This is a genomic window from Roseibium sp. FZY0029 (assembly GCF_036350355.1).
Classification (GTDB): Bacteria; Pseudomonadota; Alphaproteobacteria; order Rhizobiales; family Stappiaceae; genus Roseibium.
The window spans coordinates 53,335-68,846 of sequence record NZ_JAZDVZ010000003.1; the positions used below are offsets into that span (position 1 = coordinate 53,335).

General features: G+C 58.0%; 10 protein-coding genes. 1 reads left to right on the forward strand and 9 read right to left on the reverse strand.

All coding sequences use genetic code 11. The features are described 5' to 3' along the window. Window positions 1-32 precede the first annotated feature (32 nt). The 9 genes from V1T76_RS08800 to V1T76_RS08840 are packed head-to-tail and all read right to left on the reverse strand — an operon-like array spanning window position 33 to window position 14,347. Complete coding sequence (locus tag V1T76_RS08800) at window positions 33-2,015, reverse strand: serine/threonine protein kinase (protein ID WP_330560291.1); 1,983 nt, start codon at window positions 2,013-2,015, stop codon at window positions 33-35. Further along, entirely contained in the window at window positions 2,015-2,779 is a 765-nt protein-coding gene (locus tag V1T76_RS08805) for a PP2C family protein-serine/threonine phosphatase (RefSeq protein ID WP_330560292.1), read from the reverse strand. Before V1T76_RS08805 ends, V1T76_RS08800 begins: the two co-directional genes overlap by 1 nt. Further along, a complete protein-coding gene (gene tagF / locus V1T76_RS08810) occupies window positions 2,776-3,450 on the reverse strand; it encodes a type VI secretion system-associated protein TagF (RefSeq protein ID WP_330560293.1) in 675 nt (224 codons plus the stop codon). The genes V1T76_RS08805 and tagF overlap by 4 nt, the downstream gene beginning before the upstream one ends. A gap of 1 nt (window position 3,451) precedes the next feature. Next, window positions 3,452-7,105 (reverse strand): type VI secretion system membrane subunit TssM, encoded by a 3,654-nt coding sequence (tssM, locus tag V1T76_RS08815; RefSeq protein ID WP_330560295.1) that lies wholly within the window; start codon window positions 7,103-7,105, stop codon window positions 3,452-3,454. A 33-nt stretch (window positions 7,106-7,138) separates the two neighbouring features. Continuing rightward, window positions 7,139-8,740, reverse strand: coding sequence for a type IVB secretion system protein IcmH/DotU (icmH, locus tag V1T76_RS08820; RefSeq protein ID WP_330560297.1), 1,602 nt, complete (start codon window positions 8,738-8,740; stop codon window positions 7,139-7,141). After that, entirely contained in the window at window positions 8,740-10,074 is a 1,335-nt protein-coding gene (gene tssK / locus V1T76_RS08825) for a type VI secretion system baseplate subunit TssK (RefSeq protein ID WP_330560298.1), read from the reverse strand. Before tssK ends, icmH begins: the two co-directional genes overlap by 1 nt. A gap of 59 nt (window positions 10,075-10,133) precedes the next feature. Beyond that, complete coding sequence (gene tagH, locus V1T76_RS08830; protein ID WP_330560300.1) at window positions 10,134-11,852, reverse strand: type VI secretion system-associated FHA domain protein TagH; 1,719 nt, start codon at window positions 11,850-11,852, stop codon at window positions 10,134-10,136. A 21-nt stretch (window positions 11,853-11,873) separates the two neighbouring features. Further along, a complete protein-coding gene (locus V1T76_RS08835; protein WP_330560301.1) occupies window positions 11,874-12,470 on the reverse strand; it encodes a DUF6931 family protein in 597 nt (198 codons plus the stop codon). A gap of 50 nt (window positions 12,471-12,520) precedes the next feature. Further along, window positions 12,521-14,347 (reverse strand): type VI secretion system Vgr family protein, encoded by a 1,827-nt coding sequence (locus tag V1T76_RS08840; RefSeq protein WP_330560302.1) that lies wholly within the window; start codon window positions 14,345-14,347, stop codon window positions 12,521-12,523. 395 nt (window positions 14,348-14,742) lie between these two features. Here V1T76_RS08840 and V1T76_RS08845 point away from each other — a divergent pair, with 395 nt between their 5' ends. Beyond that, a complete protein-coding gene (locus tag V1T76_RS08845; protein WP_330560303.1) occupies window positions 14,743-15,447 on the forward strand; it encodes an OmpA family protein in 705 nt (234 codons plus the stop codon). The last annotated feature ends 65 nt before the right edge of the window (window positions 15,448-15,512 follow it).

The window sequence follows — 15,512 nt, forward strand, 5'->3', positions numbered from 1 at the left end:
CCGGAAGGTCCGCTGCGCCAGGTCTTCCCCGGTTATGGAACCACTTTGACCGTGGTTGCCGTCGCCCGCAAGACCGGAATATCCTGCATTAGCTTTTCGAAATAATCTGCCGGATCTTTTTCACGGCGTTCGGCGAGCGTTTTCGCAATGTCAGGCCCAACCATCGCAATAATCAAACCGGTTTCTTCCGTAGACGTTTTCAGCGTCAGAGGAACAACGAAGCCGGCTCCACGATCTTCCATCTGCAGATAGGGCGACAGGTTGACCGCTTCGCCCTTGCTGTTGACAAATATCAGCCCTAGCCCGCCAGATGAAGGTTCATAACCGGAAATACGGCCTGCCATGTTGCTGCCATTCGGGACGACCGTCCGCTGCATTTCGAGATGCAGTTCGGTTTTCGCGTTCCCCTGGGGCGTCCCCCTCAGGAACGAAATTGCCGGACATTGGGCATCACTGACCAGATTGACCTGGATCTTCGCCTCGAACCCCTGAGATTGCGTGAAATCGCTGTCGAAGCTGATGAATGGCGGCGTTCGCGAGGCGAAGCCCTCAATCCTTGCAGACTGGCTCGCGATCTCCACCGGCTGCAAATACATGCAGTCGCCTGCCTGATAGCTGCTAATGAAGTTCCGAATACGGGCTTCAGGACTGACGTCTTCAGAAGCCTGTTGGGTGTCGGTTGACACGGGCGGGCGGGTAACAGTTTCAGTCGGTTCGGGTTTTGGCTCGACCGGTTGTTGTACGGGCGTGGTCGGGATCTCCGGTACGGTCGAACTTGGCTGTGTAGAGGGCTTTTGGGTTTCTGTCGCTTGTGAGGAAGACGACTGCTGTGTGGGTGTTGGCGTCGTGACCGGTGGCTGGGCCGTCTGTTGTTGGGTTGCCTGTTGTTGGGGCGCCGCTGTCTGAGTAGACGGTTTCAGATTTGTCTGCTGTGAGGGGGCGTCAGGCGCATTCGGCCGCGGCGGCGCAACGAGCACGGGTTTCTGGTCTTGCTCCGGCACGGATTGCCCTACCAGGAAATAGACTCCGCCGGCACCAACACCAGCGAACCCAAGAAGGGACAGGGCGACAAGGATGCGTTTGCCCCAATTTGCCTGGGGTGGCGGTTGATCAAGTGCAGATTGTTCTGGCGGCGGAGCGGACGACGGGCGGATGATTGTCCGGTCCTGATCCTGCCGCCCCATGGGAGCACCAAGGGTCCAGTCCGCGATTTCCTTCATGCTGGCCGGACGGTTCGCGGGGTCGGGCTGCAGCATCGCTTCCAGCAACGGGCGGAAACGATTGTCTATGCCTTCCAGCGGCGGTGTCTGCCGGCGCTTGTCGACGATCTGCACCTGTGTGCCGCCCATGTCGATCTGCTTGCCGGTCAGCGCTTCCGCGATGACGAGACCCAGCGAATAGATATCACTGCGCGCTGTCACCTTTGCGTCAAAGATACCAACCTGTTCGGGCGAAACATAATTCACCTTCCCGGCAAATCCATCGCCGATAATCGTCGGGCCACCGGTATTGGCCCGGGAAATACCGAAATCGATGATCTTGGCCTGGGCGACATCCCCATTTTGAAGAATGACATTATCCGGTGAAAGGTCCCGGTGGATCACCTCACGGTCGTGCACCGCCTGCAAGGCTTCGGCAAGGCGCTTGATCAGCCGGAACACAGCTTCCGGTTCCAGCGGCCCGGATTCTAGCCGTGTACTCAGCGACGGGCCACTGACGAATTCCATGGCAAGATAGTAGATGCCGAGCGTCGGCTCCTTGGCAAAGACGTAGTATTGCGTCAGGGCATCATGCTTGAGTTTGCGAAGGATCTTAGCTTCGCGCTTGAACAGATCCAGGATCATCGGGTCACGCGAGAAGCTTGCAAGAAGGACCTTGATGGCAACCGGATCGCCGCTTTCCACGTCCCTGGCCTTATAAACCGTCCCGATACCGCCATCGGCAAGATGTTCTTCAATCTCATAGAGATTGTTTAGCCGGGTTCCGGCGGGCAGCAGGTGGTTACCAACGTTCATCAGTTGCGAACTCCTTCGCGCGCAGACATTGCATCGATATCGACAATCACGACGGTCACGTTGTCGGACCCTCCCCCTTCGAGCGCTCCATTGATAAGGCTTTGTGCTGTCGACGTCGGCGCACCGTTCATTAAAAAGGTTCCGATCACACTATCGTCCAGGTGACCGGTCAGACCATCGGAGCACAGCAAAAATCGATCGCCCTGACGCAGATTTCCCGAAACGAGTTCAAGCTCAAGTTCTATCCCGGACCCGATGGCACGGGTAATGACATGCCGGCGAGCAAATGTCCTGGCCTCTTCAGGTGTCAGAACATTCTGATCCACCAGTTCCTGAGCCTCGGTATGGTCCGTCGTCAACTGTTCGAGCCGTCCATTGCGCAGCCGGTAGACCCTGCTATCCCCTGCCCACAGGCACGCGAAGTTCGATCCGGAAATCAAAAGCGCGGCAATCGTCGTGCCCATGGCAGCCCCATTCGCTTTGGCTGCGGCCTGTTCAATCCGGTCTTTCGCGGTAATCAGCCTGCTTTCAAACTGTTCCAACAGGTCCTCTGCACTGCGCGGTTGCGTAATGCTGGTCAGGGCTTCGCGGACAAGAGCGGACGCCATTGCGCCGTTGTGCATGCCGCCGGCCCCATCCATCACTGCGAAAATTCCCTTGCCTTCGTCGATGAAGAACGTGTCCTCATTCTGCTGCCTTACCCGGCCGACATGAGTCAGTCCAATCGCAAAGCCACGCATAGAGGCGTCCATTTGCTCCATCATGTTCGATGATCCTCCGGAAGAAGTCGCCCATGAATATTCCCTGCCACTTCCTGTGGAGTTTCCGTCCCAGCAAAAGCCTCCGGCAGCAGCAGCCATCGAAAAGCGCCTGCCTCTGGCAGGCCTGCACACGAAAACTCAAATCCCACATCGCCAGCCCGGCACCAGAACCTGGACATGACAGCCTCCGACCCAGGCATTGCCCGCAGCACGGCCGCGCTGCTCTTCTTGCCACCCACCTCCACCGCAAGTGGCGTTTCCAGACGAGCTACCGCCTGCTGAAAAGCTTCCAGACTTGCCTCTTCCCGCAAGGTGTCACGCAAGATCGCTTCGACACGATCGTACCAGTCCTCCGCAGGACGACTGTCTTGCTGTGCCGATTGAACAGCGCTGACCAGCGTCAGCGGAAAAGCCCGGCCAACCTTGTCGACATTCGGCATGAAAGCACCGGCGACTGGCTCAACAGGATCATTTCCCTCTGTGCAGGGGCTCAGCCAGAAGCGCCACACCGGCATGGTCATGAAGGCCTCCTCCCATCCCGCACCCAGATCCTGACGGGACTGCGCAAGTCCTGCCATCAGAAACGCCTCCCAGCTTTTCAGAAACCCGGCTGGGCACTGTCCCGTTACGAAATCCGCGCGTGCCGGCAACTTGCCGAAATAACCGGCTCCCATCCTAGAAACTCGTCGGGCAGCTGAAATCTCCCACGGCCGACAAGAAGAACGGGTTCGGACTCGTTCTCAACGTCACCGTGAAGGCAACCTGTCTGCCGCCAAGTGTTTCACGCACAACAAATTTGTTCTGACCGGAACTCACTCTGTTGTCACGAACGAAACGATAGAAGGCCCAATCCCCATGGATTTCCCGGCGTGACCGGTAGCCCGGAACTTCCGGCTGGATCACCAGAACCACACGTGGTGTCGCCGTGTTGCTGGGCCAGTCGAAGTTGGCAGGCAGCGGCTCGATTTCCGCGTTGAACCCTGGACCACGTGTCACCAGGACTAGATTGCCGTTCACTTCGAGGCTCGCAGCATCTGCCTGCTGCGACAGCGCCCGGGGAACCACCTGAAGCCCGACGGACGGGAATGCGTTCCCCGTCGGGAAGAAAGCCTGTTTGATCAGGTCCGCCCGTTCGAACTGTCTGAGCGTTGCATTCGACAAACGGTCCGCTTGCGAAACCTCCGGTTTCCAGTTCCATGGACGCGTCGAGGTATCGACGAGTGGCTTCAGGTTCTCATCAAAGAACCGTTGCATGATGCCGTTTGGCGCAAACAGCTTTGCAAACTCCGTCATCGGCACTTCGGAGCGCCCGTTTTCAAACGGATAGTTCCGGGCCACGATCCTGCGGCATTCGCCAAAAACCTGGGTGCTCAGCTTTTCGTTCAACTGCGTGATTGAGGTTTCCTTGTATTCCTCGTCGAATTCCTTGGCGGCCTGAATGATCAGCTTATCGAAGGGTGGCGGGAAACGCGTGGCGTTGCTTCTCAAAAGAGACGCCTGGATCTGCACGTTGGAATTTGCCGTTTCGCTCTGAAGCGGGTTGTTGGCAACGATCAGAAGGTTATCGAGGATGTTCTTGAAGTTCAGCAGCAATGCATCGATCTTGCGGCTGTTCTCACCTTCCACCAGCACATGATACGGGCGGAAGTGATCTTCGATCGCCTTGCCTGGAATGATGGTCGGACCGCCAGCGCCTGTGGCCGCGCCGAGCGCACCGGACAAACCTCCCGGAGCAATTGCCTGAAGCCCGGCTTCAAGGCCGATGCGCTTCAAACCGCCTGACGCGTCCAGTACGTAACGTTGAAAGATCTTCTGGGCTGCGTCGGTGCCGGCGTCTTGCGCGTTGCCCCCTGTCAGGTTTCCGGCCAGGCCTTCACCCGAGAGATCCTGCGTCAGCAGGGTTTCGCGTCGAATGCTCTCGAGAAGCTGGACGACCGGTGACGTGGGTGCCGAGACTGCCTGAAGCGTCGTATAAAGGGGCTTGTCATTGCGCATCGACTTGAATTTCAAATTGCCGAGCGCCTCTTCCCAGGCTTCGATGAAATCCTTGGTGTAAAGCGCCAGGATCTCGCCAGGGAGCGATTGGTATTGGTCGGAAAAGGCATCCGCCTCACCGACATCGCCAAACACCCATTTGTCACGCTCCAGTTCTTCGCGGATACCGGCAAGGTTCGGCAGCACCGAAAGATGGAACCCGGGATATGTGAAGAACTTGTCGACTGCGACCGTATCCAGAGTGTCGCCGTTTTCGGTCTCGAAAACGGTCTCCATGTCGGACCCGCCGCGTTGTTCTGCAATCCAGTCCTCGCTGGCTAGGCCCTTTGCGCGTGACTTGAGCAGCGCATACCCTCGCTCGGCAAGGCTGACGCGGCCGAGTTCGCGCTGCACCTCGGCAACCAGAATGCCGTCAAGCTGATCGGTCAGGACGTTGCCGCCGAAATCGAGATCCAGCATCGCCGCAACATGGCTGTTGAGCTCGTTGCGCAGGATCTCGCCCTGTGGTCCCGGAAAGCTTTGCAGGAAATCGGCGCGGAACGAATTCTTGATCTGCTCCTTGTCGATCTCCGGTGCATCGCCTGCGACCATGCGGTAGAGCTTTGCAAGATTGTAGAGCGTTTCGACATCCTGTCCGCCCGGGCCGGTGCGGTTGTCGAGCACCTCGGTCATCTGCTTTTCGATTCTCAGAAGCAAACGTGGTCGAAGAAGTCTCTCCAAACCACTTCGATAGGACGTTACACCGGCGGCTTCCAGACGTTCGCGCTGACTGAGACCAAACTGTTCCATGATCGGCGTGGGGGTATCCCGGCTCTCGTAGCCGGCAGGCAGGCCTCTCAACATGGACAGGATATAGGCGGTGTCCGCTAGATTGTCGTCCCGGACTACCCGTTCAGCCAGAACCGTTTCTCCGTTGACGCGTACCGTGTCCACCGCCTTCGCGGTTTCGTCGATCAAGGCCTTGTTGTTGAGATAGCTCATCCCCCACAAGCTGCCGAGGCCAAGGGTTACAAAAGCGATGGCCGCGTACGCCGCAATGCGCGTTGCTGTCGCCAGCCGCACAGCTTGACGGTTGTGTGTAACCCAGCCGGCTTCCCCGATAATCACCTTTGAAAGCAGATCGCGCAGGAAGTAGCTTTTGCCCTGTCCGGACAATGCCGCTGCCTGATAGGCGGTCCCGAAAGCCTGGCTCATGGAACCGATCACCCGGTCGATGGCCGTGCCCTTCTGGGTGCCGGAGGTAAAATAGAAACCGCGCAGCACCGCATTCGGGTAATACCGGCTCGGTTCGAAAATGGCATTCAGAAACCCGGTCAACCGGTCCTTGAGAGCAGCGACCTGCGTCGGAAAACCGTAGAGCATCAGCCGGGCGCGCGGATCCGGTTCTTCCTGAAGTCGATCCGCCATTTCCTCGTTGAGACGCTCCACCAGAAGGTCGAATTCCGCGGGAGCTTCCGACACCATATTCTTGGTTTTTTCGCGGGTCTGGAAGGTTGCCCCCCAGACCAGGTTGCGGCGGGTTTCCGGATAGGAACCGAAGAACTCCATGAAGCCCGCAACCGTGTCGGCCTTGGTGAATATCACGTAGACCGGGAAATCGATTTTCAAGGTCTTGTAGAGCTCGATCAGCCGGGTTCGGATGGCATCGGAATGCTGCTTCAGCTCATCGTCGGACAGGGTCATCAGGTCTTCAAGGCTGATCGACACCATGACGCCGTTGATGGGCTGCCGTGGCCGAGCCTTGCGCAGGATATTGAGGAACCCGAGCCAGGCCTCACGGTCATGCTCTTCGTCGGAATCCTGGGTCGTGTAACGCCCTGCCGTATCAATCAGCACAGCCGTTTCCGCGAACCACCAATCGCAATACCGTGTTCCGCCGAGGCCCTCCAGTTTCTGGGCTTCTCCCTTGGCGCGCGAGCCTGCGAATTTCAAACCAGAATGCATGAGCGCTGTGGTCTTGCCGGCGCCCGGAGGACCGATCATCAGGTACCAGGGCAGGTCATAGAGATAGGTGCGGGCATTTCCGCTCGAGTTCTTGAGCGTCTTCAGGGCGTCCTTCATGCGCTCGGACATGATCTGAAGATCTGCGTCGCTTGCCTTGGGCTGCAGGATCTCGCGTTCAAGTTCCCGATTTGCCTTGGCGCGCTTGTAGATCCGGTAGCCTGTCCAACCACCAATGGTCAGCAGCACGAGAGCGATCAGCGACAACCTTATCCAGAGAGGTTCGAAGGGCCTCACACCGGCGATCGACAGAAACGGTCCGCCAAACCAGATCAGTCCGATCAGGGCGAGTATGCCGATGACGATTGCCGTTATTCCGAGCCAGAATTTCATAGATACAGCCTTGTTATGCGGTTGCCCCGGATATCAGTTGTTGATCACCAGCCCAGTGGCCGGTGGTTTCAGGAAGACTTCCACACGTCTGTTAAGCGCCTTGCCTTCCTTGCTGGTGTTGGGAGCAATCGGCTCGTCCGCGCCGCGCCCTTCCACCTGCACCCGCCCAGGAGTTTGCAAGACAGATTCCATTACGGCAGCGACTGCCTTCGCCCTTTCGACAGACAGATGCCAATTGGTTGGAAACCGCGGGTTGTTGCGGATCGGGTCGCTATCCGTATGACCAACAACCAGAATTTCCCCCTCCACCTGATCGAGGGTCTGACTGACCTGCTCGACCAGTAGCTGGAATTCCGGACGCAATGTGGCCGCCGCGACATCGAATTGCGCACGCATGCGCAGCATGATCGCCGGACCCGCCTGGGAAATTTCGAGCCCTTCGAGCCCGGCCAATTGTGCGGAGACCGTATCGATGGTCGCATCTTCGGCTGGCGGGGGCGCCGGCGGCGGTTTGGGCTGATAGCCTTCGCGTGCCAACTCTATCGGCCCTGACGGATAAAGCGCGCTCGCCCGTCCGGCGACGACTTCGCTACCGCTGGACAGAAGAAGCATCAGGGTCACATAGCCACCGAGCAACAATGCTCCGGCGACTGCCGCGACAGACCAGATCGGCACGGAAAACCCTGCCCGCTTCTGCAAGAGTTCCAGGCCACGCCAATGAGGCGAGAGATCATCGCCGGGCCGTGGCCGGACACGTCGCAGAATTTCGTGAAGGTCGCGACGCTCACGCTCAAGCCCCTGCTGCCCGCCCTGGATCGCGCGGTATTTCCCGTAAAAGCCGAGCGACAGACAGGAATGCATGACCTCCAGAACACCATAGTTGCGGCCCGGGTCCTGCTTCGCCTTTTCCAGCAGTTGAAAAAACTCAACGCCGCCGGTTGCCTGACCGAAGAACTGCGTCAGCATGGAATACTGCGTCCACTGGTGACGTCCCGCCGACGGCAAATTCTGCACGATATCATCGGAGGTCGCACACAGCGCATAGGCGGCTGAACGGATCTGATCGTCCGTGATACCGGCGCTGCGCAATTCCTTCTCGAACGTCTTGATGGCGCCGTAGACGTCGCGCATCAACTGGTCGAACTGGGCATCGGTCATTGTCAGGTGAAGCCGCCCCAAAAGCAGAAGCAGTGGTGCCGCCGCACGGGAGATCGGGTTTCGGTTGGCAACGCGAATCTGGTTGATGTCCGGCATATGTGCCAGTTTCCCGGCCCCCTGCCCTGGCGCGCCACCCGGCTGCGTAGCGCCGCCTTGCGGCGTCTGATATCCGCCAGGCGGGGTTCTGAGATCCGGCGCCTGTTGCTGGCCATATTCGTAACCGGCCGGCGTCGGGGCATAAGGATCCCGGCCGCCACCTCCCGCGCTTTGCCAGGGGTCGGCGCCACCGGATTGCGGATGCTGCGGCAGCGGGGCCGCGTGCCCGGGTGGCGCATGAGGTGGTACCGGCTGCGGTGCTGGCTGCTGAGGAGGCTGTTGCCCCGGCTGCCCTTCGCTCCATCGCCCGCCCGGATTGGGCATCACAATTGTCTTTCCCTTGCGTTTGGAAACGCCAAAGGGATCGTCATTGTCGGACATCAGCGTCCCTCCCGGACGGCATAGAACTCAAGCTGCAGGTCCGGCCAGTTGCCGGAAAATTGCAGCCCGATTGCCGAATCCTGGCTGAATTCGCGCCAGAGCGGCGTCGTCTTGTCCAAGCGGAAATACACCCGGTCGGTCAGTGCCCTGATCTGCGCAGGTGGCACCGGCATGTGGATCAAGGGAATGCCCGGCAGGTTGGAATAGACGATTTGGCGCATCTGGCTGAAAGGACCGACCTTGAAGAGCCGAGGAAACTCGTTCTGAATCTCCGTCAACGGCCTGCGGGCAGCCACTTCGATGACAAAGCCCGCCTGAGAGAACAGGTTCCGGTCGACGATGGTCGACTTGAACGCATTCGGCGCAAGCTGTTCCAAAGGCAGACGGATGGCTCGCCTGTCGTAGCCGGCAGACAAGAACGCCTGGATATCAGCAAGGACCGGCTTGAAGACATCATGCAGTTTGTCGTGGTCGTAAACCGGGTAGTTGCGCGCGCGCCGCTCTTCTGTCGCGAATGTAGCCAGTTCGCCGGCAAGCTGCAGGAAGACGGAATAAAGCCTTTCGGGATGCACATAGGCCGATTTGCGCAGGTGCATCAGCAAGGGATAATTGCGATTAAGCAACTGAAGCGTCAGATAATCGAAATTCTGCAGCCCGCCGCCCGCCGAAGTGTCGGCCGCATAGCGCGCAAGTTCGCTCAGTTTACGCTCCACCCAACCGATCACGGAATCGATCCAGCCGGTCACAACGGGATGAACATGGCAGGCCAGGACCGGCGGTGCAAAGGTGCCGTCGGTGATGACGATGCGGTCCTTGATCTCCGTAATGCGGGCAACCGGCAGGCAGACCTGCCCGGGATGCGGTGTCGAGCGGATTGAATACTGCAGGCGCGGATGCGCCACGTCGATCTCTTCCTCCTGCCGAATGGTGGAGGTTGAGTCGATGATGGTCTCTCTGCCCTGAATGTAGCGCGTCGCGGCATCGTCCCGGCCGTTGGCGACTTCCACAGCATTGACGGTCGTCTCGGGAATCCCCAGCCAGACGATCTGACCGGCAGCATCTTCGGGAACATCGATGGCAGGCGGCGGCATTCCGTCCGCCGGGAAATTGAAGACCGTTCCGTCGGAAAAGATGCCGCGCCCATAGCGCAGAGCAAACCGGCATTGCTGACCGACGTCCTGGTCTATTTCCAGCTCCGAGAAGCCCCAAGGATAGGGAGAAGCAAAACGGACCCGCTCATCCACCAGATGCTCCGCGTACCGGTCGCTCTGCTGGAGATGATGAGGCCGCAGAAACAGGCCTTCGGTCCATGCAACCTTGCTATACCACGACATACAGGTACTGCTCCCTTAAAACTTTCACGCCTTCACGCCTTGAAAACCGGCGAATGCTCTTAATTCATGAGACCGGAACTCTGTTCCGGGTCGTCTCTGCTCAATTCTTCATAACCTTCGGTAAAGTATTGCGTGAAAAGCCCTACCACGCCATCGTCATACGATCCCGACAAGGAACTCCAGCGCTCCTGAATACGTTCCCAAAGCTTGGCCTTCTGATTGCCAAATGTGCTTTTGGCGACCTGACCTTCCGCTTCGATCGCCCTCGGCGAAAGCTTTTCCTCAAATCTTCCGGCTGCCTTCTGCATGGCGGCATAGGTCCAGACATGGTGTTTCTGAATGTCCTTGAAGGCCGCCTGCATGGCTTTTGAAATCGGCAAGTAGCCGTTTTCCTCCGCTCCCGGTGCCAGCATTGTCTGCAGCGCCATTTGCGGTGTTGGTGAGAATTTAAGGGCATTGTTGCCGCTGCGCATGATCAGCGTGCGGTTCGTATTCCGAGTCATCGCCTTGACCTGACTGCGTGCCTGCAAAAGGCTCATCAGATCACCGGTAATGCCTTGCAGAATGGCCCCGATTTCGCGGGCGAATTCCTCCGGGTCGCGTCCTTCAAGCATGGCTGCCGGAATACCGGCTCCTTCCGCGAAGGCCTTTATGAAGTCGACATTGCCCGCCAGGGCCCCTGGCAGCGTCGCATCTGCCGTTGCTGCCGGTGCGACGGCGGCTTGCTCCGGTTCTTGCGGGCTAACGACGACAGGCTCTTCCTGAGCAGCCTGTTTTACGGGTGCAGGCGGTTCTGGCAGGGGCTCAGGGGCAGGCTCGGGTTGAGTTGCATCCGACACCGGCGTGGTCCAGACCGGCGCCTCCGGAAAAGGAGATGCGGCCGGTTCGCTTGCTGGTGACGGGCCGGTATCTGCAACTACTTCCTGCGGGAGACTATCCTCCTGAAGGTCCGGCATCTGGAATAACGGTTCGCCAGTTTCCTGGGATGGATTTTCCGAAAGCGCCGGGAACGGAGACTGAGCTTCCGCAGCCGGGGCGCCAAAAACGGGATTGGCCCCGGCCGAGCCGGAAGGCTGCAAAAAAGGTTGTTGGGCAAGATGATCGAGCGGGTCGGCCTGGGCTGGCCTCGCTTCTTCCCGTTGACTCACATGTGCATTCGGATCGTAGAGCGATGGGTCCGCCGTTCCCCAGCCATGGCCCTGCCGGCTCCAGACATCATCGGCTGGTGTGCCGACCCCCGGGTTCGACGACGGTGGTGCATGCCGTCCTTCCATGCCGGTAACTGGTGAAGCCCAGGGCCCACCCTGATTGTCCATCGGATAGGGAGATGCCGGTCCTGCGGAAGGACCGGGACCCGTGGGCCACGCCGAGCCTGCAGATACGGGCGAGTTTTGCGGTGTATCCCACGGGTGCGATGCGGCAGAGGCAGCCGGCGCGGCTGACGCAGACTGAAACGCAGATGGTGCTTCCAGCGAAACGACGATGATGTAATCACCAATCATCAGACGGTCGCCTGAGCGCAGCACATGTGCCTTGTCCATGCGTGTCTGGCTGCCGTTCAAGAAGGTGCCGTTCGTGGAGCAGTCGTATAGAATGAATTGCCCGTCTTCAAAGCGCACTTCGCAATGCTTGCCGGAAATGACGCGCTGGGGATCTGGCAGGCTCCAGTCCAGATGTTCGTGCCGGCCAATGTCAAATCCGCGGTCGGCGCAGCTATAGGATAACTGACCGCCGGTCTCCAACCGGTCAACGTTTTCAATCTGGAGCGTTATGCGCATTCCCGCGGTTCCTCCTTGCGCTTAGGAAAAGGGTGACGAAGATGTGCCGATGGTCACGACAGGCATGGTCCCGCCTTCGGCAAAAGAAAGCCCGGCTGACAGGCAGGATTTCAAAGCGTCGTCCCGTTTGTCGGGCTCAACGGTACCCAGCGCAATCAGAACCGCAGTATTCACAGCTTTGGCAGTCAGATCATCTGGCATGTCCACACGCTGATCCTGGTTGGGTGATATCGAGCCGCCCGACCAGCCAGCGGCAAGCCCGATCCAAACGGAGGCGCTATCCTTTTTCGCTGCTTCAGCTGCTGCATGAACCGCCGAGCGGGCATCTTCGTCGCCTTCACGGACCCAGGTTTCACTCAACTGAAGAACCTGCCGGTCATGCTCGGTCTTCGCCTGATCCAGACCTGCGACGCAATTCATGCCCCACCAAACGGTTTCCCGCTTAGGCAGAACGTGCGCGAAATAAGCGATTGCCGACAGAGGTGTTTCGCCCTGTTGCAATTCCAGCGCATAAGCATCCGGCGCCATTTCCTTAGCTGGCTCAACAACCATTTCGGAGAGCTCCGGATAGGCTTCAAATACCTGGCTAGCCTTTGTAAAGCGGATCCGTGATCCCATCTGCTCTACTCCGTTTTTCTTTTGGCTGCATTGTTTCGCGAACCGGGGCATCAATTGATCATGACAAGGGCGCCCTTGATTTTCATCAAGCCGGCGGCTGTCACATTGGTCATTGTGCCTTTGGCGTTCAGCACACCAGACGCAACAACATCGATCATCGGCGCTTCGATCTTGATCGATGCAGGCGTCATCGTGATTTTGCTAGCCCCGCAAATGAACTCGATCTTGGTTCCAGCAGTCACTTTCCAGTTCATGCCGATGTTCTCTGTCGTGTTCCTGCCGACCTTTTCTTTCCGGTCGACGTCGATCTTTGTTTCACGGCAATTCTTGACATGCAGCAGTTCGTTATTCTCTATAACGGTCTCCATGTCTTTCTGGGCATGCATCCCAATGAGCTCCTCGCCCTTGGTATCATCGAGCACGAACTCGTTGTATCCGCCGCCACCGACTGTCGACTCCGACTTGATACCAGCCTTGTTTTTCTGTCCAGGCAAGTCATACGGTGGCATGTTTTCGGCATTATAGACCGTGCCGACGATAATCGGCTGATCCGGATCACCTTCCAGAAACTGCACTATGACTTCCTGGCCGACACGAGGGATGTAGATGCCACCCCAGTTTTTGCCTGACCAAACCTGCGCCACGCGTACCCGGCGAGACTGTGTCTTGTCTCGGTCCCAGTGAAAGGCGACCAGGATCTGACCGTATTCGTCTACATCAATTTCGCCCTGCCCCACGACTTTCGCCGTCTGAGGGCCAGGTATCCGCGGTTTGCGGGTCATAGCCGGCGCGCGGAACGGTATGTCTGAAGTCAGAACATCATAGGTCCCGGTATAGGCTTCGCCCTGGGCTCCACCACCACCGGTGCGATACTGCTCGGTGATGATCTGGTGGCTCGCCCGCACGATCAGGTATTCCTTGTTCTGCGGAGAGTGGGGATGGTCTTTCAGCGTGAACAGACCGCCTGCGAAGAAACGCGGCACTTCACCTGCCGTCTCGATCCGCTTGTCGGCAGCCTGTTCGGCTTCCAGGCGAATCTTGCTGAAGGTGGTGCCTTGGTTCGTTTCGGTGTAGCGGCCTGGATAGTCGTAATTTTCAAGAGACCCCGCCCGATACTTGGCACCCGCGTCACGTTCGGCTTCAAGCAAGGCGCTCGGCTTTTCAAAATCGTAGTCGTTGACCGCAAACTTTCCGGTTCGGAACTTGCGGGTCGGGATCCAGTGGTAGAGGTGCTCCTCCTTCCTCTGGCTGTCGCCGCCAAGAGCGATATAGGGAATGGAGCTGCTTCCCACGATTGAACTGTAGGACGATTTCGCGTCCGCCAGAATCATCGTATGCCTGCCGTCAAGTTGCTCGAAGAAATAGGAAATCCCGAACTCTTCCATCAACCTGCAGCAGAAATCGTGATCTGATTCCCGGTACTGTACGCAGTAGTGGATCGGATCATAGTTTTCCGTGAGTTTGTTCCTGAAGTCGGCAAAGTCGTGCTCCCCAAGAACAGCGGCAATGATGTCAGGCGCGGACATGTCCTTGAAGATTCGGCAATTGGAATTCTTGGTGAGAAGCCAGAACCAGGGTCGCACCGTCAATTTGTACACGTAATAGGAATCTCGAAAGCCCATCCATTTCGCGTCGGTCAGCAGGCCGTCGAAATATCGCGTGTCACCGTTGTTGGTGACCACTTTCACCGTCATGTGAGTCGCGATGGCCTGGTCGAAATTCAGGTCTTCCTTCTGGCTCAGAACCTCAAGCCTGATCTCGAAATCTTCGCTGAGTCCTTCGTCGCACTCGATGGTGACAACGGAAAGCTCGTCTTTGCCAAAGACCGATGTCAGCTCGGCCATACGCTTGGCTTGTTTGAGTTGTCCTACGGCCACGAAAGGTCTCCTCGGAAATAACGCGGTTTTCTGCATCTGGCAGCCCGGAGGCTACCGTGTTTCAGATACTAGGGCGTTTCCGGCAAAAATAGTGTGCTCAACAACACACTTGATGCAAATACTTTAAACTTCAAACCCTTTTGTGGCGAAGAGGACACGTCCCCCTCCCCAAACTGCGGCGAAAAACACCGCCTGATGCTTTTAAATATTAACTCAATTCAGCAATATCACCCCAACGGCTCTCCTCTTGCTTCTTGCCGATAAAACGACATACTGACATCAAATCGCACTTTAGTGACTTTCGCCACACTATTATTCTTATCCATATGGCACGATCCATTTCGACGCCCAATGCGCTATCGCATTTGAACACTCCACAAGGGAGGATTGAAATCGTGACCCTTTTTGTTTCTTCGCTCGCCCGAACCCCCGGTGCTCGCGCCGGCCTTCGCCGCTCTTTGCTGGCTGCTTCAATTTCACTTGCCGCCATAATGCCGGTCGTGGCTTCGGCCCCTGTGCTCGCTCAGGATGCCACCTACTCGGCAGATGAAGTCAGCAAGCACTTCAAGCAACTGAAGACGCGTTCACTGAAGCCGACTGGCGGAACCCGCGCGCTGTGCATCGGAACACGGGATGAATGTAATCCGAATGCCAAACCGGACGAAGGTGGTCAGGTTGCCGTCTCACAGGACGGCGCAAAGTCGGATGGCGGTGAAACCGAGCAGACCCTTGTCGTCGACCCGGAGACCAACGCCATCGACGCTGCCTTCAACCTGCTGGTTTCGTTTGAATATGCCTCAGCACGACTCAGCCCCTCCGCACAGGCGAACCTGCGCGAGTTCGCCAAGGGCATCAACGACCCGGACCTGGCTAAAGCCACGTTCGTCATCGAAGGCCACACGGATGGTATCGGCTCAGCCTCCTACAATCAGCGTCTGTCCGAAGACCGAGCCCAGGCTGTCACACAGTTTCTGGTCAACCTCGGTGTCAGCCGAAACCGTCTGAAGACTGTCGCCTATGGTGAAACACGGCCGAAGGTTGCCGATGTCAACGATCCGGCCAACCGCCGCGTCGAAAGCAAACTGGTGCTTGAACAGTAACCTTCAAGATATCCCAAAAGCCGGACCGGTACGCTTTTCGGTCCGGCTCTCCTGAATTATAAGCG